Below are 20,840 nucleotides of genomic sequence, written 5' to 3'. Positions count from 1 at the left end.
GAGCGTCGCGGTCATATTGACAGCATACTGAATTTATGTATGCTGTTTAATGAGCCAGGGAGTATCCGCGGGCCTTCAAGGCAGGCGGAGATTGAAGGCGAAACCTTCAGGACAAACCCGGCCGCATTCCAGTTTTGTGTGCTGACAACCAAGCAGGGGACGCGCGTTTCGCTTCCGCGTGACGGTGCTGCCTAACCAAAAACAAAACAAAGGGAGGATCCATGACATATGTAATCGGCGTCGATACCGGCGGTACCTTTACCGACGGCTTCCTGGCCAGCACGGATGGCGTGCTGGTCTCCGCCAAGGCCCACTCGACGCCGCCCGACTTTTCGCGCGGCTTCATCAACGTCCTTGGAGAACTGGCACACACGGTCGGAAGCAGTGTGGAGGACCTTCTATCGAAGACGGATTACATCGTTCACGGCACCACCTCTACGCTCAACGCCGTCGTCACCGGCGACGTAGCGCGTGTCGGCTTCCTGACCACTCGAGGCCATGCCGATTCCATCCGCATCATGAATCTGGAAGGGCGCTATGCCGGCCTCGATCCGAGCGCCGTCCAGAACATCTCGCGCACCAACAAGCCCGCGCCGCTGGTGCCGCATCGCGACGTGATCGAGATCGACGAGCGCATCGACCACAAGGGCGCAGTCATCGTTCCCCTCGACGAGCAGGGCGTTCGTGCTGCGGTGAGGAAGCTGCGCGATGACGGCGTGCGGGCGATTGCCGTCTCGCTGCTCTGGGCTTTCCGCAACCCGGTGCACGAGCGGCGCATTCGCGAGCTCATCCAGGAAGAAGCGCCGGAGCTCTATGTCGCCCTGTCGCATGAGACCAGCCCGCGCATCCGCGAATACACCCGCAGCGCCACCACCATCATCAACACGCAGATCGGCCCAGTGCTGAAGGGATATCTCACCCCGCTCGAGGAAGAACTGCGCGCCAAGAAATTCGAGGGATCCCTCTTGGTCATGCAGGGCTCAGGTGGTTGCGTGCAGGCGGCCGATGCGCCCAAACACGCCGTTAGTACGCTGGGTTCAGTGCTCACCGGCGGCGTGATCGGCTGCCTGCGCCTGGCCGAGCGCCTCGGGCACAAGAACATCATTTCCACCGACATGGGCGGAACCACCTTCCTGGTGGGGCTGGTGCGCGACGGCAAACCGAGCACGACGACGACCACGGTGCTGCACCAGCATCAGATCAACACCGCGATGGTCGATGTCCGCACCATCGGTGCCGGCGGCGGTGCGATCGCCTGGATCGACGGCGGTGGCAATCTGCGTGTCGGCCCCCGCAGCGCCGGTGCCCGCCCCGGTCCGGTCTGCTACGGCGAGGGCGGGCAGGAGCCGACCGTCACCGATGCCGATCTCGTGCTCGGCATCATCAATGGCGACAATTTCCTGGGTGGCCGCAAGAAACTGTCCAAGGAGCTCGCAGCCGAAGCGATCCGTACCAGGATCGCCGAGCCGCTCGGCCTGACGGTGGAGCAGGGCGCCGCCGCGATCTACGCCATCCAGAATGCCCAGACCGCCGATCTCGTGCGCAGCGTCGTGGTCAATGGCGGGCATGATCCGCGCGATTTCGTGCTCTATTCCTTCGGCGGCGCTGGTCCGGTCCATGCGGTCAACTATTCGGCCGATCTCGGCGTGTCGGAAGTGGTGGTGCCGCTCGGCTCCACCGCCGCGGTGTTTTCGGCCTATGGGCTCGCCTCCTCCGACATCGTGCTGACCGCGGAAATGTCGGATCCGGGCAACTTCCCCATCGAGCCGGCCACGCTCAACGGCAATTTCGGCAAGCTCGAAGCCGAGCTCGCCGAACGCCTGGTCCAGCAGAATCTGCGTTTTGCCAATGTGATCTATGAGCGGGAAGCCGAGCTGCGCTACACCATGCAGATGGCCGAGGTAACCACTCCGGTGCCGGGAGGGCCGCTCGGGGAGGCGGAGATCGCCGGCATCGGTGCCAGCTTCGAGCAGCTCTATGAACGCATCTACGGCAAGGGTGCCGGGTTCAGCGACGCCGGCCTGCAGATCATCACCTACCGGGTGCGCGCTATCGGCATCCTGCCGATCCGGGCCGATCTCGCCGCGCATGAAAGCGCGACCGCCGATCCGATTCCTTCCTCGATGCGCAAGGTGTTCCTCGATACGCGCAAGGGCTGGCAGGACACCAAGATCTACGATTATCGCAACCTGGGCGCCGGGTCGAACCTGACGGGACCGGCCGTAGTGGAGACACCGACCACCACCGTCGCGCTGCCGGAAGGCTTTGCCGGCGTGGTGGACGCCTATGGCAATCTCGCCATTCGCGTCGCGGAACCGGGCTGAGGGGGAGAAAACCATGCCGCTCATTCAAATCGCAGGGTCGGAGCGCTTCGCCTATCAGCCGAAGGCACCCGACGAGACCCGAAAGCTCGCATCGGGCGCGAAGCTGCACCAGGTGACGGACAAGGACATCGAGGCCGTCGATCCCCTGACCTATGAGGTCATCCGCCACCGCCTCGCCGCCGTGGCCGGAGAGATGGGCGATGGCCTCAAGCGCATGTCGGGCTCCGTGGTGGTGACGGACTGCAACGATTTCGGCGCGACCATTCTCGACGAATGCGGCGATTCCGTCGTCGTCGGGCTCTACAACACCCAGCTTGCCGCTTCCGTCGACATGGCGGTCAAATGGACGCTGGAGAACCGCTCCAGGCAGCCCGGCTTCCAGGCCGGCGACATGTTCCTGTGCAACGATCCCTGGGTTGGCGGCGGCCTGCACCAGAACGATGTCACCGTCTTTGCCCCGCTCGTCCATGACGGCGAGGTCTTCGCCTGGACCGCCGTCGTCTGCCATCAGGTCGATCTCGGCGGTGTCTCGCCGGGAAGCTGGTCGGTGGAAGGGCGCGACGTCTTCTGGGAATCGACGCCGATCCCGCCGGTGAAGATCGTCGAGGGCGGCAGCATCCGCGCCGACATCGAGGACATGTATCTGCGCCGTTCCCGGGTGCCGCGCCTGATTGCCCTCGATTTGCGGGCCAAGATCGGTGCCAACAACATCGCCCAGGAGCGCCTCGTCGCCCTGATCGCCAAATATGGCGCGCTGACCGTCAAGGCGGTGATGAAGCGCATGATGAACGATGCCGAGGCGCGGCTGCGTGCCAAGCTGCGGGCGCTGCCGGACGGCACCTGGAGTGGCGTCGCCCACCAGGATTCCTTCCGCCACAGCGACCGCAATCTCTACAAGATCCTGCTCACCATGACCAAGCAAGGCGACAGGCTGACCTTCGACTTCACCGGCACGGACAAGGAAACCGAAGGCTTCGCCAACTGTACCTTTGCCGGCCTGCGCGGCGGCATCATGCCGATCGTGCTGACCATGCTGTGCGGCGACATTCCCTGGTCGCCGGGTGGCCTCTATCGCTGCCTCCAAATCGTCAGCGAGCCCGGCACCATCAACAATTGCAACTTCCCGGCCGGTATCGGCAAGGCTTCGGTGGCTTCGGCCTGGGCCACGCAGAACGTGGTCTCCGAATGCGTCGCCGGCATGCTCGACGTGCATCCCGAGCACCGCAAATCGCTGATGTGCGTGTGCTGCGGCACCTGGGACCTTGCCGTCCTGGCCGGGCTCGACCAGCGCGGCAATCCCTTCGTGACCATGATCTGCGATTCCATGGCCGGCGGCCTCGGCGCGCGTGTCGATCAGGACGGGGTCGACACCGGTGGCCTCAACTGCATCCCGATGGGGCGCGTCGCCGACGTCGAGATTAACGAGTTCAGCTTCCCCATGCTCTATCTATGGCGGCGGGAGGAGACGGATTCCGGCGGGCCGGGACGTTTCCGCGGCGGCATGGGCGGATCAAGCTGCTTCATACCGCACGATTCCCCGATCGGCGGCGTGCATCTGGTGGTCTCGGCCACCGGCAAGGCGCTCCCGCAGGCAACCGGCAGCAGCGGGGGCTATCCCGCCGGCACCCAGTATGACGTGCTCAAGCGCAATGCGCGCGTTGCCGAGCTCTTCGCGGCCGGCCGCATTCCGGCGACCCTGGAGGAGGCCGGCGGCAGCGCCGATGTTCTGGAGGCCCACCTGGAGACGCATCTGGGCGCGCGGGACGTCTACTATACCCATTGGCAGGGCGGCGGGGGCTATGGCGATCCGCTGCTGCGCGATCCGGTCCTGGTCGCCCGCGACGTCGAGGCCCGCAAGGTTTCCGCCCAGGCGGCCAATGACATCTATGGCGTGCTGCTGAACACCGACGGCAGCGCGGATGACCTGGCAACGCGCCGGCGCCGCACGCAGCTGCGCTGCGAACGCGTCGGCGAGCCCGTCCCCAACCAGGCAGCGGAGTGAGGAGCCATGAAGATCGACGACAACGCCCGCCTGCGCACCGACGGCAGCATCGTCTGCAGCCATTGCGACCATCCCTTGGGAACGAGTGCCGGCGATCCCTTCGCCAACGCCATCCGCCGCGAGCGACCTTCCCAGGCTGCTGGCCCCGGCGTGCGCGCACCCGCCTCCCATTTCACCGACCGGCCTATCGGCCTGCGCCAGGTCTTCTGCCCCGGCTGTTATGTCCTGCTGGCCACCGAGATCGCGCCGACGGACGAACCCTCATACCGACGTTGGGAACTGCAGGACCAATGCTTGGGAGATGCAAGACAGGACATATGAAACGAAGCACGATGCCCTGATATAGCCGAACAGCCGTTCAGGGTTGTTGCAGGCATTCAGCGAAACAGCGCAGGCCGCGTGTTGCCCTGGCATCACCCGGCCGGACAACTGCTGCGACTTTGGTTGCTGTTGCTGCGCGATCGGCTTCGTCTGGTCGAAACCGGCATTCGAAAGGCATGCGAACGGCATCGATATATCGGCTGGTCATGACCCGCCAGGACCGATAATCAACGCAAGATCGTATATTGCCCCTGTCCAACAAATACTTCTATCGAGTGCTGGTATCGGTGGTTGCAGGGCCTCACAACCAAATCTGTCATAAATCACTCGCCATCGAAGTCCTGCCGCTTGGTGGCGTTTTGCCTTTTAGTTTGGAACCTGGCTGAACAGATAGGCCGTTGGTCGATATCAGCGGCCGACCTTTGCTCAGGCGACGCGATTGGGGGCTTCGCCAGGAAGGTCACCCGCTTCGCGACAAATGATGCTGATGTCAGGGACTGCCCAAAGCGGTGCGGCGAGATCAGGCGAGAAAAGATTGCCATCCTAAAATCTACTCAATATATAGATTATAGAGTCTTTTGGGTTGATCGAGAGAAATGATGGCGCAAGTCGGTTCGTTTTCACAGCCGTTTTCGATGCGGGCCAACGCCGTATTGAGCAGAAGGACCCTCTACACCGCCTTGTCATGGCTGGCGCCGCTCCTGGTGCTGTGTGCCTGGGAAAGTGCCTCCCGGCTCGGCCTGATCGCTCAGCAGGTCATGCCCGCCCCTAGCCGCGTTGCCGAGACAGCCTGGGAGCTCGCGAGGACGGGGGAATTGTTTCTTCATCTCGGAGCCTCCTTGCTGCGTGCTGCCGCGGGCTTTGTGATTGGGGGAAGCGTCGGGTTTGCGCTCGGCGTCGCGGTGGGATTTTCGCCGCTGGCGCATGCTCTGCTCGACCGCTCGATCCAGATGGTCCGCGCCGTGCCCTTCCTGGCAATTCTGCCTCTCGTCATCGTCTGGTTCGGTGTCGATGAAAGCGGCAAGATCTTCCTGGTTTCCCTGGCCGTTCTGTTTCCCATCTACATCAACACGGTGCTGGGCATCCGACAGATCGATCCCAAGCTCATGGAACTGGCCAAGGTCACGGGAATGGAGTGGCCGGCGATCGTTCGACGCATCGTGCTTCCCGGTGCCATGCCCTCCATCCTGACCGGCGTGCGCTATGCGCTGGCCCATGCCTGGCTGGCCCTGGTCGTGGCCGAGACGTTGGCAACCACCAAGGGCATTGGCTTCCTGGCAATGGATGCGCGCGAATTTCTCCAAACCGACGTCATTCTCCTGACCATCATCATCTACGCCATCATCGGCGTGGCGGCCGATGCCCTTGCGCGCTTGCTCGAGACCAAGCTGCTCGGGTGGCACCCGAATTTTGCAAAGGGAGCAAGGTGATGAACCAGCTGGTGGACCTCGCCAGGCCGATCACTCAGGAGAAGTGGGCAAGTCGTGCCCCATTCGAGCAAGCCCCGCTTGCCGTTTCCGTCTCCGGCCTGGAACGGCGATATGGCTCGCGTGTCGTCATCGAAGCACTGGATCTCGACATCCACGAAGGAGAATTCGTTGCGTTGCTGGGAGAGAGTGGATGCGGCAAGACGACATTGTTGCGCGCACTCGCCGGACTGGACGCGCCGGACGATGGGCAGATCGACGCCCCGGGCCGGCCAGCTGTGGTCTTTCAGGAACATAGGCTGCTGCCGTGGGCACCGGTCTGGGCCAACGTCGCCCTGGGTCATGAGAACAGCGTAGGCCGCGCGGGAGCGACGCGGGCGCTGGCGGAAGTGGGCTTGGCTGGCCGCGAAGATGATTGGCCGCGCAATCTATCCGGTGGCCAGGCGCAGCGAGTTGCGCTTGCCCGGGCTCTGGTCCGTGAGCCGAAGCTGCTCTTGCTCGATGAGCCTTTTGCGGCGCTCGACGCACTGACACGCATCAAAATGCATGCGCTCGTCCGCGAACTCGTGGCCCGGCATCGCCCCGGCGTGCTGATCGTAACCCATGACGTGGACGAGGCCATCGTGCTTGCCGACCGCATTCTCGTCATGCGTGCCGGGCAGATCGCTGCTTCCTACCGACCGGCCGACCACGGGCAAGGCGAGTTGAGGCGGCAATTGCTCGAGGAATTGGGCGTGACGGCGCACTGACCGTTCTTTCAACCTCTAGACCTGGGACAAGACTGTGACGAACTCCAATCCGAGCCGCCGCTCTCTCCTGCAGGCAGGTGGCCTGTTGCTGGCCGGTGCAGCCGTATCGCGGCTGAGCCCGGCATTCGCGGACGAGCCGAAAAAACCGACGCGCAACACCGACATCGTGCGTCTGGGCTGGGGGCGGGGCGGCATTCCCCTGATCGCAAAACAGCGCGGCGTCCTTGAGAAGGACCTCGCCGAGAAGGGCATCAAGGTCGAATGGGTCGGCCCTTTTCCCAACCACGCGCCCTCGCTGCAGGCGGTGGTCGGCGGCAGCGCGGACTTCGGCTTCTGGGGCTCGACGACACCGGCACTGGCCGCCATGCTGGCGGGCTCGCCGCTCGTCTTCAATGGTTTTAACGTCTACGCGCCGCGCTCGACCGCGTTGATCGTGAAAAAGAGCAGTGGAATCAACGCGGTTTCTGATCTCGTCGGCAAAAAGGTCGCCGTCAACAAGGCCGGTCTCGGTGAGTTTCTGGTCGTCGCTGCCCTGGAGAAGAACGGCATCGACCCGAGCAAGGTCGAATTCGTCTATCTCAATCCGCCCGATGCAGCTCCCGCCTTTGCGCAAGGAAAGGTCGATGGCTGGTCCATGTGGTCACCCGGCGTCGATATTTCCCGTTTCGAGAACGATGCCAAAGACATCTTCAACGAGGGCAAGGATCTCGATTTCCTGATCGACTACAGTTCGCTGGTATCGACGCGCAAGTTTTCGCAGGAGAATTCCGAACTCGTGCGGGCGGTACTGGACGCCTACTACAAGGAAGGCGAGTGGCAGACACATAATACGGTCGAATCCGAGCGGATCGCCCAGGCGGAAGGCAAATATGCCGACCAGGTGCGCGATTATCTCGCCAGCCTGAAGCGCGTCAACACCTTCTACGAACCAAAGGATGCCGAGTTCACGGCGCGATTCCAACGGGCTGCCGATTGGCTGGCGGATCGCAAGATCATCAAATCGCATCTCAAGGTCGCCGATTACAGCGTTCAGGTATAGGGGGCCTCGACCATGTCACGACACCATGTTCGCCTCGGCGTGAACGTGCTCGCCTCGGGCCGCCACGACGCGGCCTGGAAGACGTTCGACGACAAGCGCCACCTGTCGACCGACATCGATCATTTCGTGGCGATCGCCAAATCAGCCGAACGTGGCCTGATCGACGCCATTTTCCTGGCCGACAACCCGGGAGGACTGGTGAGTGAATCCCATACACGCCCCTGGCGCGCGCTCGATCCGGCCGTCCTGGTCGCCAATCTGGCAGCACATACCGAACATGTCGGCCTCGTCTGTACCACGACGTCCCTGTTCGGCCATCCCTACACGATCGCCCGGCAGATCGCCTCCATTGACCATGTGAGCCGGGGCCGCGCGGCCTGGAACATCATCACGTCGCAAAATCCGCCTGCCCTCAACGCCTATGGCGTTGAAAAGGGCTGGGATCAGGCGGAACGATACAAGCGGGCCGAAGAGTTCGTGCAAATCGTCACGGCCTTTTGGGATAGCCTGCCCGAGGAAGCCCTCGTCGCCGATCCGAAGTCGACGGTCTATCTCGATCCCTCGCGGCTGCGCTCCCTCGATTTCAAGGGAGAGCATTTTTCCGCGTGTGGCGCATCCTCCGTGCCGGAGACGCCGCAGGGCCGGCCCGTGATCTTCCAGGCCGGCCAATCCTCCGACAGCCGAGCCTTCGGTGCGCGCTACGCGGATGCGCTCTTCACCGGGCAGCGCATCGTCGAAGGCGCACGCGCCTTCTATTCCGAGGTCAAGACATTGGCAAAACGCTTTGGCCGCAATCCGGAACATCTGCTCGTCATGCCCGGCCTGTTTCCGATCCTGGCTTCGACGGAGGAAGAGGCCGGGCGTCACAAGCGCGACCTCGATGATCTCCTCGATTCTGTCGCCTTACGTGCGGAACTGGCACGCCACCTCGCGGTCGATGAAGCGCTTCTCGAAGATCTCGACGCACCGATACCGTTCGAACAAAGCGAGGCAAATGTGTCTCTCGTGCCGATCGCCTCGCGTTGGCACCGCGCGGAAATGCTCAAGGAGGCCCGGCTGCACGGCTGGAACATTCGCGAGCTTCTCTTCTCGAACATCACTGGCGGGCACCGCGTCTTTGTGGGTACGCCCGAGGGCTTCGTCCAGGACATGTTGCACTGGGTCGATACCAAAGGCGCCGACGGCTTCAATTTGAACATCGACGTGCAACCTGATGGCCTCGACCTGATTGCCGATGAGGTCATTCCGATCCTGCAGAAGCTCGGGCGCTTCCGCACGGCCTATGAGGGGCTCACCCTGCGCGACAATCTTGGCCTGCCGCGCTTCGATGCCGGGGCACAGGGCAGGCTGGCCGCCGCGGTCTGAGCGTTGAAGGAATGCTTCCAGATGTCTGACCTCAGCACATCGGCAGGCGGGAGCCCCCGGCTGGTCTCGCCCATCGCAGCGTCGTTCGGCCTGTCTGCAGCGCTCGAGCATATCGCTCGCACGGCTGTCGAGCGCGAAATCGGCCGTCGTCTTCCTCGGGAGGAGATTGCCGAGCTGAAAGCACTCGGTTTCGGGTCCCTGCGCCTGTCGAAGCAAGCCGGCGGCGCAGGCGCTTCGCTGTCGCAGCTGTTTTCCGTTGCACGCGACCTGGCTGCTGCCGATTCCAACATTGCCCATGCGTTTCGCAACCATCTTTGGCAGGTCGAGGCAGCCCTGCGTCGACCCCAGCACCCGTTTCACGCGCATGTCCTGGCTTTGACCGCAGCCGGAAAGACAATCGGCTTGAGCTTTGCCGACAGTGACGCAATTGCCGCCGGCGCAACGCCGACGAGGGTTTTGTCACGGATAGAATGGGACGAGGCCAGGCAGGCCTATCGCGGGTCCGGGCGAAAGGTCTATGCGACCGGCAATCTTTATAACGACGCCTTTGTCGGGCTTGCCGTCGAAAACCGCGAAAATGCAACGGTCCAATATGTGCTTGATCGCGGTGATGGCGTCGAAAATGAGGACGACTGGGCTGGATTCGGTCAAAGACTGACGGGGTCCGGCACGGCCGAGTTCAACGGCGTCACCATCCCGAGCCATCAGGTCTATCCGCTGGATCCGCCGGCACGCGAGGGAGCAGCGCCATGGCGCTTCACCTTCCATCAGGTCTATCTCACCAACTGTATCGCCGGCGTGGTGCGCAGGATCGCCCTGGATGCGGTCGACGTGCTGCGGGCGCGCGGACGCAACTTCTATCATGGCGAAGCCGAACGCCCTGCCGACGAACCGGTGCTGCAGGCCCAGCTCGGGCGGATCCGCGCCTACGCCGCTGCGGTGGAAGCAACGATCGAACGGGCCATCGACGCGCTGCAGACGGCTTGGGATGCCTATGGAACCGAAGCGGAGTATGAACGTGTCCTTGCCGCATCGCTTTCGGCTGCCGAGGCCAAGGTGGTGATCGACGATCTCGCGCCACAGATCGCAAACTGGCTCATCGATCTCGGCTCCGGCTCGGTCGTGTCCCAAAACAGCGGATTGGATCGGCATTGGCGCAATATCAAGGTCATCGCCTCGCACAATCCCAGGCTCTACAAGGAACGGCTCCTCGGCCAGAACCTGCTGAGCGGACGCCTGCCACCAACCGGGGCGTTCTTTTGAACGCGCCATCAGTCTCCTCGCGCTCCAACATGTTTGCCATGAACCAGCAGATTGCTTCGCCCGACGTCACCACCCCGATCTTTCCTGCATTTTCGCCGACGCAGGTGCGTGCCGAACTGCTGGCAAGGCGGGAAATCCTGCTTGCCGACCTGAGGGAGGAGGATGCCTTTGCCAAGGGGCATCCTCTTTGGGCAGCGAACTTCCCGTACGGCAGGCTGGAACTCGACGTTCCCAGGCGCATACCGAGGCGTGACGTCCTGATCGTGCTCTATGGCAGAGACGATTATCGCGATCTGGCACCCCTGGCGGCGCAAAAGCTTGCTTCCTGGGGGTATGGAAACGTTCACCTGCTCGACGGGGGGCTGGCCGCCTGGACGCAAGCGGGCTACGAACTGTTCATCGACGTCAACGTGCCTTCCAAATCCTTCGGCGAGTTCGTTGAAGCACGTCGTCACACCCCCTTGTTGCCTGCCGAGGAGGTGCGACGCCTGATCGGCTCCGAAACGCCGCCTGTCATCCTCGATGCGCGCCGGTTCGATGAGTTCAACACCATGAGTATTCCCACCGGCATATCGGTCCCGGGTGCCGAGCTGGTGCTCCGGGTGCGCGACTTGGCTCCCGATCCGAAAACCACGGTCATCGTCAACTGCGCCGGCCGGACACGCTCGATTATCGGCACGCAGTCCTTGATCAATGCGGGCATTCCCAACACGGTCGCTGGATTGCGGAACGGCACGATTGGCTGGACCCTGGCCGGGTTTGCGCTCGACCATGGCGCAACACAGCGATCGTCCCAGACAACGCGCCAGGCCCGGCAAGCCGCCCAAATCGATGCTCGCCAGGTGGCCGAGCGTGCTGGTGTCCGGCGTATTTCACTGGCCGCGGCCGACGCGATAGTCCAGCCCGGGCGTTCGATCTATTGCATCGATGTTCGCGATCCCGAGGAATATCGCAGCGGCCACTTGCCCGGATTTGTCAATGTTCCGGGAGGACAGCTCGTCCAGGAGACCGACCACGCGGTGCCGGTCCGAGGTGCGCTTATCCTGCTGGCCGACGACGACGGCACCCGCGCCGACATGACCGCATCCTGGCTGTCGCAGATGGGGTGGGAAGTCCTTGTCGTCGATCCGGTGGAAGACAAGGAGCGCCGTCAGCTTGAAGATATCCGCTTCGATGCCGTTCCGGTTCCCCAAGTACCGCTTGTTTCCCCGCAAGACCTGCGAGACTGGCTCGAGGATGGAGACACAGTTGTCATCGACGTGACCAGTTCGGCAAATTACGTCAAGGGCCACGTTCCAGGGGCCTGGTGGGCCTTGCGCTCGCAGATCGCACCGGCGCTGCAGGCCGTCGGGCCTGCCGAGCGCATTGTCGTCACATGCGGTTCGGGCGCTCTCGCCGCCTTTGCGGCCAAGGAAGTCGCGACCTTGACGGCCTCAAAGGTGTTTGTCCTGCAAGGCGGCACGAGCGCCTGGATCGCAGATGGGCTCGCCGTAGCGAAAGGCGAAGAATGTCTCGCATCCTTCCGCATTGACCGCTACCGCCGCCCCTATGAAGGAACCGACGCATCGCGTCAGGCGATGGAGGATTATCTCGAATGGGAATATGGCCTTGTCGCGCAGCTCGACCGCGACGGAACGCACTTCTTTGAGGTGATCTGAGTATCGCCGCGAATGGAAATTGGGCCATACCTGTAGCCCGTGTTCCCGTCAGCAAGAATCGAACGGGCCGGGCATAGTGAAGTCAGCCCCTGCAGAGGGGCTGCGCACCGGCCAGGAAACTTGGCGAAAGCGCGGTCTTCACGCCAGCTTGACCACCTTGGTCAGATGCCGGGGTGCCACCGTATCGACATTGCGGCGTTGGGCGACACGCTCGCCCAGGAGCTGAAGCGCGGGCAGGCAGACCAGGCCGCGCAATTCGTCGGCGACGTCGAGATCGAGGGAGATGTCGCCCGGCCCGCCCAGACCGACCACGAGGGCGCCCTTCTCGCGCAGCTCCGCCACGAGTTGGGCCTCCTCCTGGGCGGTGAGCGGATCGTAGAGCATGACCACGAGCGTCTGTTCGTCGAGCAGGCTGACCGGACCATGCCGGTATTCGAGCGGATGGAAGGCCTGGGTATAGCTCTGGCTCATTTCCTGAAGCTTGAGCGAGGCTTCCAGGCAGACCCCGTACTGCGCGCCGCCGCCGAGATAGACGAAATGGCTGCGGCCGGCGAGGTGTCCTGCCAATCGCTCGTCCAGGGCTTTCGCCAGGCTTTCGGCCTGTTCGGTCACGGCAGAGGGGATCGCCACGCCTGCCATCCTCAGGCCGAGCAGCAGCATCAGCGAGGCCGAGCTGGTCATGACGATGCCCTCTTCGTCATGGGTCGGCGTGAAGGCGAGATGATCGGCCGCGCGCGCGAGGGCGCTCTCGCTTTCGCAGGTCAATGCCGTGACCGTCAGTCCGGCGTCGCGGCTGGCGGCTGCAGCCGCGACGGTTTCGGTGGTCTCGCCGCTACGCGAGAGTGCGATGACATGCGCACCGGCGGGATCGGGCAGATAGGCCTCGGGACGTCTCAGCCATTCGCCGCCCGGCACGGCGATGGCCCTGCGGCCATGGGCGTTGAAGACGGCGGTAAGCGAGACGGCAAGGTTATAGGAGGTGCCGCAACCGATGATGACGGTGATCGGCGCATCGATCGCGGGGAGCGCTGCCCCAAGGCCCTGCTGCCAGAACGGGAATTGTTCGAAGATGACACGCTCGGTGACGTTCATGACTATACTCACTGGGTTGGATAGGTTCGGTGGTCGGTCACTTGACCGCGCCGGCGACGAGGCCGCTGACCAGGTACCGGTTGAGGAAGATGACGATCAGCGTCGGCACGATGATCGCGACCGAGCCGGCCGCGTTGATCAGGCCGTAATCGACGAAGTTCTTCGTCGCGAATTCGGGGACGAGGATGGTGAGCGGCTTGGTTGCCATGGTGGGCGAGAAGATCAGGGGCACCATGAACTGGCCCCAGGCGCCCAGGAAGGTGATGATGGCGGCGGCGACCAGCCCGGGAGCCGCCATCGGCAGCACGATCCTGGCGAGGATGTAGAGCCGGCTCGCCCCATCGATCTGGGCTGCCTCCTCGATGGAAAGGGGCAGGGACTGATAGACGCTACGCATCAGCCATAGCGACAGCGGCAGGAAGGCCGAGACATAGATCAGCGTGACGCCGAGATAGGTATCGACCAGGCGCAGTGTCGTCATGATCCGATAAAGCGGGATCAGCACCGTGTATCCCGGTATCGCAAAGGTGGCGACCACGAGGATGAAGATCACCGTGCGCCCCGGGAAGTTCAGGCGCACGAAGGCATAGCCTCCCGCCGCCGCCAGGGCGACGCACAGGATGGTCGCACCGAGGGACGTGACGATACTGTTGACCAGCGCGGCCCGGAATTGCTGCCAGACCATGGTGTCATTGGCCATGGTGGTGCCTATCCCGAACAGCTTGGCATAGTGATCGAAGGTAAGCGTCTGCGGAAAGAAGTGCACCTGGCTGGCGGTGAGGTCGGGTGTCGGCGTCAGGCTTGTCGCGAAAGCCCAGTAGACCGGTACCAGTGACCACAGCACCAGCACGGCACAGGCCAGCATGAGACCGAAACGGGAGAGGAGGGCGCGCATGGGTCAATCGAGCCTGGTTTCGCGATAGACGCGTGAGACGAAGACGAGCGAAACCGCCAGTGAAATGAACATGACCAGCACCGACAGCGCCATGCCCCGCGAAAAGCGCAGGTTCTGGAAAGCCTCCAGATAGACCTGGACCAGGATGGAGCGGGTATCGAGGCTGGAGCCGGCCAGGATCCACACTTCGTCGAACAGGTTGAAAGCCGTGACCGTCGATTGCGCCAGGGCGATCGCCAGGCCGCTGCGAATGAGAGGCAGCGTCATCATGCGAAAGAGCTGGAAGCGATTGGCGCCGTCGATCCGGGCGGCCTCGTAGATATCCTTGGGGATCGATTGCAGGGCCGCCAATACGATCACGACCGTCAGCGGCATGGTCCGCCAGACATGCACGACCGTGACGAGGATCAGGGCCGAGCTGCGATCGTTGAACCAGACATGCCGGTCGAAATCAAAGCCGATGGCGGTGAGGAGCCCATTGAGCAGGCCATGGCTGGGATTGTAGATCCACTGCCAGACGATGGCGTTGACCACGCCCGGCAAGGCCCAGGGTAGGATCACGATTGCCAGGAGCCAGCGCCGGCCGATCGTCAGCCTGTTGAGCAGCACGGCCGCAGCTACGCCGCCGACGGTCTCCAGAGTGACCGCAAGGACGACGTAGAAGAGCGTATTGGCCCAGGCCGTCAGGGCGTTCTTGTCGGTGAACAGGGCCGTGTAGTTGGACAGGCCGACGAAGGGGGTGCCCGCCTGCATCGGATCGACCCGATGCAGGCTCTGCCACATGGTGGCGATGACTGGCCAGATCACCAGCCCGATCATCGTCGCGACGATCGGAGCGGCGAGCACCAGCCCGAGCCAGGCGTCGTTCCTGGCACCGCTGCCCCGTTCCGCCTCTGCCCGGCTCAGAGCCGTCGCGCTCATTGCTGCATGGCTCGCTCGGTTTCATCCGCGATCTGCTTGAGCGCATCGTCGACGCTCAGCTGGCCCTTGGCAGCCTGGTTGATGGCCGTATACACGGCGGAGCTGAACTGGGGATACCAGATCGGCGTTCCCTGCGGGAACAGGCCGCCGGCCGTAGAGGCCTGCTCGATCAGGACCTTGCCGCTTTCGAGCTTGCCGACCTTGTTCAGATCTTCGAGCGCCGAAGTGCGTGTCGCCAGCGTGCCGGCTTCCGTATAATTCTTGAGCTGTTGCTCCTTGGCGCTCATCCATTTGACAAAGGCCAGCGCCGCCTCTTTTTTCTGGGACGTGACGGGAATGCCCATGGCCTCGGGCAGGCCCAGGCTGCGTGTCACGCCGCTTGCGGTCGGGAAGAGGGCAGCCACAGCCTTGCCGGCGACCTTGGATTTGCTGGCGTCGTTGAAGAGCGCGAGCCGGCCGACCTCGCCGCAGATCTCCATGCTGACCTGACCATCCATGAAGAGCTGATGGACGTCCATGTCGATGAGGCCGGGTGCGGCGGGATCGACCAGGCCCTGCTTGAGGGCATCGATCTCGAAGGCGAGGGCCTTGTGGCCCGCCGATGACGGGTCGGTGAACAAGGGCTTGAAGTCCTTGTCGAAGAGCTCGCCGCCAAAGGCCTTGGTGAGGAGATACCAGGCGGTCGAGGTGCCCTCCGCGGGGGACAGGGGAATGCCGATCGGGTATTTGGAAACACCCTTTTCCTTGAGGGTCCGCGCGGCAGCCAGCAATTCGTCGAGCGTCTTGGGCATGGCCGTGATGCCGGCCTTGTCGAAGTGCTCCTTGTTGACGATGAGAACGCGGAAATCATTGTTGTAGGGCAGGGCGATCAGCTTGCCGTCGTAACGGAAGATCGGGCTGGTCGCGATGTCCTTGACCGTGGCCTCGTCGAGCAGGCCATCGAGGGGGGTATACCAGCCGGCCGCGCCGAACTGGCCGGTCCACGACCAGTCCACCTCGGTGACGTCGGCCGGCGCGCTGCCTGCGAGCAGGGACGTGACGAGCTTGGCTCGGATGTCGTTCCAGGACAGCGACTGGAGATCGACGTGAATGCCGGTCTCCTTCTCGAAATCCTCCGCCAATCCAGGCCGCTGACCGGAAGGCAGCAGGACCGAGATGCTTTGCCCTGCCAGGGGCTTGGCGTCGTCCGCCCAGACCGGCTGGGCCAGCATCAACGCAGAAAGTGCGACGAACGCACGCAATCCGTGCCGTAACATGTCAATGATCCCTCTTTGTATGGTCAGCTGCGGCCATTCCTCGCGCGGCTTGCATGTTCTGTGATCGAGGCGCGCAGGCGCTCGATCCATGCTTGATCCACGGGCCAGTCGAGGTCTTGCGCGGCGCGCAGCAGCGCGCCGCCAATCGGAGGAAGCCGCGGCGGCATGGGAGAGACCCCCACACGAGCCGTAACCTTCGCCAGTACATGCCCGCTGGCGAACACGCCGCCGGCATAGCTCCAGGATCGGCACGTCTTGGCATCCATGCGGCGCCAGGCCGCCTCGACATGGCGGGCGAGATGTTCGGCGGCCTCGTCGAGGATGGCGACGGCGGTGGCGTCGCCTGTCTCGGCCAGGCGATCGACGAGGACCGACAAGGCTGCGATCTGGGAACGAGGATGGGACAGCTCGACGTGCCATTGCAGCAAGGCGTGCGGGCGATCGGCCCGATCGAGCGCCAGGAAAGCGAAGAAGGCGTCGGCCAAAGCCGGTGCTGTCAGGCGTCCGTCGAGGGCCTGGCTGACGCGGGCGATCGTCTCCCGACCGATCCAGAAGGCGCTGCCCTCGTCGCCGAACGCATCGCCCCAGCCCCCGACGCGCAGGTCGTTGCCATGCTCGTCGCGGGCCCAGGCCATCGACCCCGTCCCCGCCAGGATCAGGACGCCGGGCCCGCCGGCAAAGGCTGCAACATGCGCCGCTTCGACATCATTGAGGATGGCGTGGGATTGCCCAAGCGCCGACGCGGCTGCCTGGTTCTGGGACTGCGTCACCGCTGCAATCTCGCCATAGGCCGGGAGCGCCAGCACGGCATGGTCGCAGGCCTGGGCAGCCGCACCGGCCGCCCGGATCTGTGCCTCGAAGCCGGCGAGCCAATCGGGATTGTCGACCGGGTTGATGCCGGCGCCTTCCAGCCAGGTGCCGATCACGCCGTCCCGGCTTGCTGTCGCCAGGATCGTCTTGGTGCCGCCGCCGTCGATTGCGAGGACCCCGGCCATCAGGAAGCACCTGCCGGTACGTCCACCAGGGTGAGCGGCACGCCGACCTCATGCAGCTGCGTTTGCCAGTCCGAAGACAGGCTGGCATCGGTCATGATGCTGATCGAGGGGGCGAGCGGGGCCACCGCGTAAGTGGACATCACCCCGAACTTGCTCGAATCGGTGACGACGAAGCGCTTCTCGGCGCGCTTGAGCATGCGGGCGTTCAGGCTCGCCTCGGCGCTGTCGACACTGTAGATCGTGGCATCCGGGCCGATGGCACTGACGCCGAGGAAGAGCTGGTCGAACCACAGCCGCTCCAGCATCGCCTCTGCTTCCGGTCCGACCAGGGACGCATTCTCGTTGCGCAGCTGACCGCCGATCACGACCACGCGCAGCTTGGGCACATCCAGCAGTTCCTGGGCCACCAGGAGGCCATTGGTGAACACGGTCATCGGTATCGGATTGATGCGCAGGAGCCTTGCGAGCTGGCGCACCGTGGTGCCGGCATCCAGGAAGATGGTCGCGTGCGGGGCGAGTTTTTCATAAGCGGCCGCAGCAAGCGCCCGCTTGGCTGCCAGGTTCTGGCCCTCGCGTGCGCTGAAGGCAACCTCGACGCTCGACCCTTCCGCAATGCGTGCTCCGCCATGAGCCCGGTCGATGATGCCCTGCTCCTCGAGGATCTGCAGGTCGCGGCGGATGGTGGCGAGCGAGGCGCCTGCGGCATCGGCCAAAGCCTGAATCGTGGAGGGACCATGCGTGTAGAGATGGCCGCGGATCGCGTCGAGGCGTTCCAGTTTGCTCGACCCTTGAGACATGCCTTCCCCGCTGCAACGGCAGGTCACAACCCGCTCCAATAAAATCAATGAATGCCAATAAAACGACAGAGTCAATCAAGATTATGATTTTTTATGATTTTATCGGATCCCGAAGGGATGGGTCGGAAGCGTTCCGGCAGCGCCCTCTTCGCTGCGGGGGAGCCGCAGCAAGCTCTCCGGATCGGCCGTCGGACATGTGATCGGTGTGGGATAGCGGTTGGAACGCAGCGGGCGCCAGGGGTCGGCCGGCTCGCGTCAAGGCTCGGATCGGTTCTTCAGCCTTGCCATCAACGTGCGGAGAGCTGGCTGCGGAACTGGCGCGGCGTCACGCCTGTACGGAGCTTGAAGACGTCGTAGAACCGGCTGGCCGAGCCGAATCCGCAGGCATAGGCCACGTCCAGGATCGGCTGGTCCGTGTCGGCCAGCAGATGCAAGGCCCGGCTCAGGCGAAAGCGAACGATGTATTCGTTGATCGACATGCCAAGAACCCGTCGGAACGCCGATGTGGCGGTGGTCTGATGGATCCCGAGCGCGGCAGCGATCGTGGCGATGGAAAGCTCTTCGCCAAAGCGCAGATTGATGATCTCGATCATCCGCTCGGCATGGTCGAGCGACGGGGATCGGCCGTCACGGCGCTCACCACCCTTGCGTCGGGCGGAATCGCTCGCCTCGAGCGGATCGAGTGCCAGGCGGCGCACGCGCAGGCAGGCCTCGTCCAGGAGCAGGCGCCGCCGGGCGGGATCGGCGCCTGGCCATTCGTCGACCCAGCGCTGGAATGTGCCCGCATCCGTCGTCTGGATCTGTGCCGCTTTCAGGAAGGCGCCGTGCATGACGGCTTTCCGGATCGAGCCTGCGATGGGCAGCGCCATGAAGTCCTGGAAGGGGATGTAAAGGCAGATCAGCCTGGAGCCCGGCGCGACCTCGATGGCCCGGTGCGGGATCGCGGCCCAAAAGAGCGCAAGCCGCCGCGCTTCCACGGTTTCCTGCCGTCCCTGGAAGAGATAGGTCATTCGTCCTTCCAGCAGCAGGTTGAGCTCCACATGATCGTGCCAATGCGCCGCCGCCATCGCGCCGGCGACATGGCTCTCGACATGGAAGGAGCTGCCGTCGAACAGGTCGGCCCAACCGGCGTGCTCGTCTTGAAAGGCTGGTGATTGCCTCGCCATGGCTCGCGAACTCGATGCTTTGATTCCGGAATAAGTCGTCCGAAAGCCGGAAGACATCCTGTTTTCATGAATGGAATAAAGGCCGCCTTCCAGTCAACCGGCAAGCAGGATCTGCCCTGTGCGTCCCGGTGATGTCCCAACCAGCAAGGATGCCCTCCCTTGACCAAGATCTGCCTCGTCGGTGCCGGAAGCACGGTTTTCGCCCAATCGATCCTGAGCGACGTGCTCAGCAACGGTGTGTTTGCCGATTGCGTGATCAGCCTGCACGACATCGACGGCGAGCGCCTGAAGACCTCCGAGATCGTCGCCCGGCGCATCTGCGAGGGGCTGGACCTGCCGCGCGTGCGCATCGAGGCCACGACCGAGAGGCGCGTCGCGCTCGCCGGCGCGAATTTCGTCATCCTGATGATGCAGGTCGGGGGCTATCGACCTGCGACGGTGGTCGATTTCGACATTCCCAAGCGCTATGGCCTGCGCCAGACCATTGCCGACACGCTAGGCATCGGTGGGATCTTCCGCGGCCTTCGTACCATTCCGGTCCTGGAGGAGATCTGCCGGGACATCGAGGATCTGTGCCCCGATGCGCTCCTGATGAACTACGTCAACCCGATGGCGATCAATTGCTGGGCGATCGGCGAGATCGCGCCGGAGCTGCGCACGGTCGGGCTATGCCACAGCGTGCATCACACCTCGGCGCATCTCGCCCGCTGCCTCGGCGAGGATATCGGCGATATCGACTATGTCTCAGCCGGCATCAACCATGTCGCCTTCTTCCTGAAATTCAACAAGCGCCACCGGGACGGCAGCACCGAAGATCTCTATCCCCGCCTCAAGGCGCTGGCGGCGGATGGCAAGGTGCCGCCGGACGATCGCATCCGCTTCGACGCGCTACGGCGCCTCGGCTATTTCGTCACCGAGTCCTCCGAGCATTTCTCTGAATATACGTCGTGGTACATCAAGCGCCGGCGCGACGATCTGATCGAGCGTTATGGCATCCCCCTCGACGAATATATCACCCGCTGCGAGGATCAGATCGCCGGCTGGAACAAGCTGCGCGCCGAGCTCGAGGGTGGAGCGCCCGTGGAGATCTGCCGCAGCAACGAATATGCTGCCGGCATCATCCATGCATTGGTGACGGGCCAGCCCGGGCTGATCTACGGCAATGTCCGCAACCGGGGGCTCATCGACAATCTGCCCGCCGACTGCGTGGTCGAGGTGCCCTGCCATGTCGACCGCAACGGCATCCAGCCGATCAAGGTCGGTTCTCTCCCGCGTCAGCTCGCGGCCGTGATCAGGCTGAGCACCAATGTGCAGGAATTGACGGTGCATGCCGCCCTGGAACGCCGGCGGGAAGCCGTCTACCAGGCCGCATTGTTGGATCCGCACACCGCGGCGGAATTATCGCCGGACCAGATCTGGCATCTGGTCGACGATCTCATCGCCGCGCATGGCAATCTGCTGCCGGCCTATCGCTGATGTTTGGGGCCCGAATGGGCCGGTGCGGTGCAGGTCAAACCGTAAAAATGCGGGGCCAGGGCCTGGAGATTGCGCTCGCCATTTTTGATTATCG

Annotated in this window: 17 protein-coding genes; 10 read left to right on the top strand and 7 right to left on the bottom strand. The window is 63.6% G+C overall.

Annotated features, from left to right (window positions below):
* The first annotated feature begins 221 nt into the window (after window positions 1-221).
* The 9 genes from ACTJKX_RS28975 to ACTJKX_RS28935 all read left to right on the top strand — a co-directional run bounded on the left by ACTJKX_RS28975 (window position 222) and on the right by ACTJKX_RS28935 (window position 12,148).
* Complete coding sequence (locus ACTJKX_RS28975) at window positions 222-2,324, top strand: hydantoinase/oxoprolinase family protein (protein WP_440727356.1); 2,103 nt, start codon at window positions 222-224, stop codon at window positions 2,322-2,324.
* Between the two features lie 13 nt (window positions 2,325-2,337).
* Window positions 2,338-4,326: a hydantoinase B/oxoprolinase family protein gene (locus ACTJKX_RS28970; protein ID WP_440727355.1), complete on the top strand. Its 1,989-nt coding sequence runs from the start codon at window positions 2,338-2,340 to the stop codon at window positions 4,324-4,326.
* A gap of 6 nt (window positions 4,327-4,332) precedes the next feature.
* Complete coding sequence (locus tag ACTJKX_RS28965) at window positions 4,333-4,647, top strand: hypothetical protein (protein WP_440727354.1); 315 nt, start codon at window positions 4,333-4,335, stop codon at window positions 4,645-4,647.
* Between the two features lie 635 nt (window positions 4,648-5,282).
* Window positions 5,283-6,077, top strand: coding sequence for an ABC transporter permease subunit (locus tag ACTJKX_RS28960; protein ID WP_376717712.1), 795 nt, complete (start codon window positions 5,283-5,285; stop codon window positions 6,075-6,077).
* The gene (locus ACTJKX_RS28955) at window positions 6,077-6,823 is read left to right on the top strand and encodes an ABC transporter ATP-binding protein (protein ID WP_311939718.1); all 747 of its coding nucleotides are present in this window, start codon (window positions 6,077-6,079) and stop codon (window positions 6,821-6,823) included. Before ACTJKX_RS28960 ends, ACTJKX_RS28955 begins: the two co-directional genes overlap by 1 nt.
* Window positions 6,824-6,857: 34 nt before the next feature.
* A complete protein-coding gene (locus ACTJKX_RS28950; protein ID WP_440727353.1) occupies window positions 6,858-7,862 on the top strand; it encodes an NrtA/SsuA/CpmA family ABC transporter substrate-binding protein in 1,005 nt (334 codons plus the stop codon).
* A gap of 12 nt (window positions 7,863-7,874) precedes the next feature.
* Window positions 7,875-9,227, top strand: coding sequence for an NtaA/DmoA family FMN-dependent monooxygenase (locus tag ACTJKX_RS28945; protein WP_440727352.1), 1,353 nt, complete (start codon window positions 7,875-7,877; stop codon window positions 9,225-9,227).
* A 21-nt stretch (window positions 9,228-9,248) separates the two neighbouring features.
* Window positions 9,249-10,490, top strand: coding sequence for an acyl-CoA dehydrogenase family protein (locus ACTJKX_RS28940; RefSeq protein ID WP_440727351.1), 1,242 nt, complete (start codon window positions 9,249-9,251; stop codon window positions 10,488-10,490).
* Window positions 10,491-10,528: 38 nt separating this feature from the next.
* Entirely contained in the window at window positions 10,529-12,148 is a 1,620-nt protein-coding gene (locus tag ACTJKX_RS28935; RefSeq protein ID WP_440727350.1) for a rhodanese-related sulfurtransferase, read from the top strand.
* 138 nt (window positions 12,149-12,286) lie between these two features.
* Here ACTJKX_RS28935 and ACTJKX_RS28930 read toward each other — a convergent pair whose 3' ends face one another.
* The 7 genes from ACTJKX_RS28930 to ACTJKX_RS28900 form a co-directional block, all read right to left on the bottom strand.
* On the bottom strand, window positions 12,287-13,240 hold the full coding sequence (locus tag ACTJKX_RS28930) for an SIS domain-containing protein (RefSeq protein ID WP_440727349.1): 954 nt from the start codon (window positions 13,238-13,240) through the stop codon (window positions 12,287-12,289).
* 37 nt (window positions 13,241-13,277) lie between these two features.
* The gene (locus tag ACTJKX_RS28925; protein ID WP_440727348.1) at window positions 13,278-14,135 is read right to left on the bottom strand and encodes a carbohydrate ABC transporter permease; all 858 of its coding nucleotides are present in this window, start codon (window positions 14,133-14,135) and stop codon (window positions 13,278-13,280) included.
* 3 nt (window positions 14,136-14,138) lie between these two features.
* Window positions 14,139-15,056 carry a carbohydrate ABC transporter permease gene (locus ACTJKX_RS28920; protein WP_440727347.1) on the bottom strand — a complete coding sequence of 306 codons (918 nt, stop codon included), beginning with the start codon at window positions 15,054-15,056 and terminating at the stop codon, window positions 14,139-14,141.
* Window positions 15,053-16,312 (bottom strand): ABC transporter substrate-binding protein, encoded by a 1,260-nt coding sequence (locus ACTJKX_RS28915; RefSeq protein WP_440727346.1) that lies wholly within the window; start codon window positions 16,310-16,312, stop codon window positions 15,053-15,055. The genes ACTJKX_RS28920 and ACTJKX_RS28915 overlap by 4 nt, the downstream gene beginning before the upstream one ends.
* 23 nt (window positions 16,313-16,335) lie before the next feature.
* The gene (locus tag ACTJKX_RS28910) at window positions 16,336-17,307 is read right to left on the bottom strand and encodes an N-acetylglucosamine kinase (RefSeq protein WP_440727345.1); all 972 of its coding nucleotides are present in this window, start codon (window positions 17,305-17,307) and stop codon (window positions 16,336-16,338) included.
* Window positions 17,307-18,104: a DeoR/GlpR family DNA-binding transcription regulator gene (locus ACTJKX_RS28905; RefSeq protein ID WP_440727344.1), complete on the bottom strand. Its 798-nt coding sequence runs from the start codon at window positions 18,102-18,104 to the stop codon at window positions 17,307-17,309. The genes ACTJKX_RS28910 and ACTJKX_RS28905 overlap by 1 nt, the downstream gene beginning before the upstream one ends.
* A gap of 287 nt (window positions 18,105-18,391) precedes the next feature.
* A complete protein-coding gene (locus ACTJKX_RS28900; protein WP_440727343.1) occupies window positions 18,392-19,270 on the bottom strand; it encodes a helix-turn-helix domain-containing protein in 879 nt (292 codons plus the stop codon).
* Window positions 19,271-19,429: 159 nt separating this feature from the next.
* On the opposite strand from ACTJKX_RS28900, the gene ACTJKX_RS28895 reads away from it, so the two are divergent.
* Window positions 19,430-20,746, top strand: a complete 1,317-nt coding sequence (locus tag ACTJKX_RS28895) for an alpha-glucosidase/alpha-galactosidase (RefSeq protein ID WP_440727342.1) — start codon at window positions 19,430-19,432, stop codon at window positions 20,744-20,746.
* The last annotated feature ends 94 nt before the right edge of the window (window positions 20,747-20,840 follow it).

Source organism: Labrys sp. 22185, assembly GCF_052045555.1.
GTDB lineage: Bacteria > Pseudomonadota > Alphaproteobacteria > Rhizobiales > Labraceae > Labrys > Labrys neptuniae.
Note: the sequence above shows the minus strand (reverse complement) of the source record. Positions and strands in the feature narration are given on the sequence as shown.

Excerpts from the sequence above, each read along its gene's own strand:
- ACTJKX_RS28975 (WP_440727356.1), top strand. The coding sequence starts at position 222 with ATGACATATGTAATCGGCGTCGATACCGGCGGTACCTTTACCGACGGC.
- ACTJKX_RS28970 (WP_440727355.1), top strand. The coding sequence starts at position 2,338 with ATGCCGCTCATTCAAATCGCAGGGTCGGAGCGCTTCGCCTATCAGCCG.
- ACTJKX_RS28965 (WP_440727354.1), top strand. The coding sequence starts at position 4,333 with ATGAAGATCGACGACAACGCCCGCCTGCGCACCGACGGCAGCATCGTC.
- ACTJKX_RS28960 (WP_376717712.1), top strand. The coding sequence starts at position 5,283 with ATGCGGGCCAACGCCGTATTGAGCAGAAGGACCCTCTACACCGCCTTG.
- ACTJKX_RS28955 (WP_311939718.1), top strand. The coding sequence starts at position 6,077 with ATGAACCAGCTGGTGGACCTCGCCAGGCCGATCACTCAGGAGAAGTGG.
- ACTJKX_RS28945 (WP_440727352.1), top strand. The coding sequence starts at position 7,875 with ATGTCACGACACCATGTTCGCCTCGGCGTGAACGTGCTCGCCTCGGGC.
- ACTJKX_RS28940 (WP_440727351.1), top strand. The coding sequence starts at position 9,249 with ATGTCTGACCTCAGCACATCGGCAGGCGGGAGCCCCCGGCTGGTCTCG.
- ACTJKX_RS28935 (WP_440727350.1), top strand. The coding sequence starts at position 10,529 with ATGAACCAGCAGATTGCTTCGCCCGACGTCACCACCCCGATCTTTCCT.
- ACTJKX_RS28930 (WP_440727349.1), bottom strand. The coding sequence starts at position 13,240 with ATGAACGTCACCGAGCGTGTCATCTTCGAACAATTCCCGTTCTGGCAG.
- ACTJKX_RS28925 (WP_440727348.1), bottom strand. The coding sequence starts at position 14,135 with ATGCGCGCCCTCCTCTCCCGTTTCGGTCTCATGCTGGCCTGTGCCGTG.
- ACTJKX_RS28920 (WP_440727347.1), bottom strand. The coding sequence starts at position 15,056 with ATGAGCGCGACGGCTCTGAGCCGGGCAGAGGCGGAACGGGGCAGCGGT.
- ACTJKX_RS28915 (WP_440727346.1), bottom strand. The coding sequence starts at position 16,312 with ATGTTACGGCACGGATTGCGTGCGTTCGTCGCACTTTCTGCGTTGATG.
- ACTJKX_RS28910 (WP_440727345.1), bottom strand. The coding sequence starts at position 17,307 with ATGGCCGGGGTCCTCGCAATCGACGGCGGCGGCACCAAGACGATCCTG.
- ACTJKX_RS28905 (WP_440727344.1), bottom strand. The coding sequence starts at position 18,104 with ATGTCTCAAGGGTCGAGCAAACTGGAACGCCTCGACGCGATCCGCGGC.
- ACTJKX_RS28900 (WP_440727343.1), bottom strand. The coding sequence starts at position 19,270 with ATGGCGAGGCAATCACCAGCCTTTCAAGACGAGCACGCCGGTTGGGCC.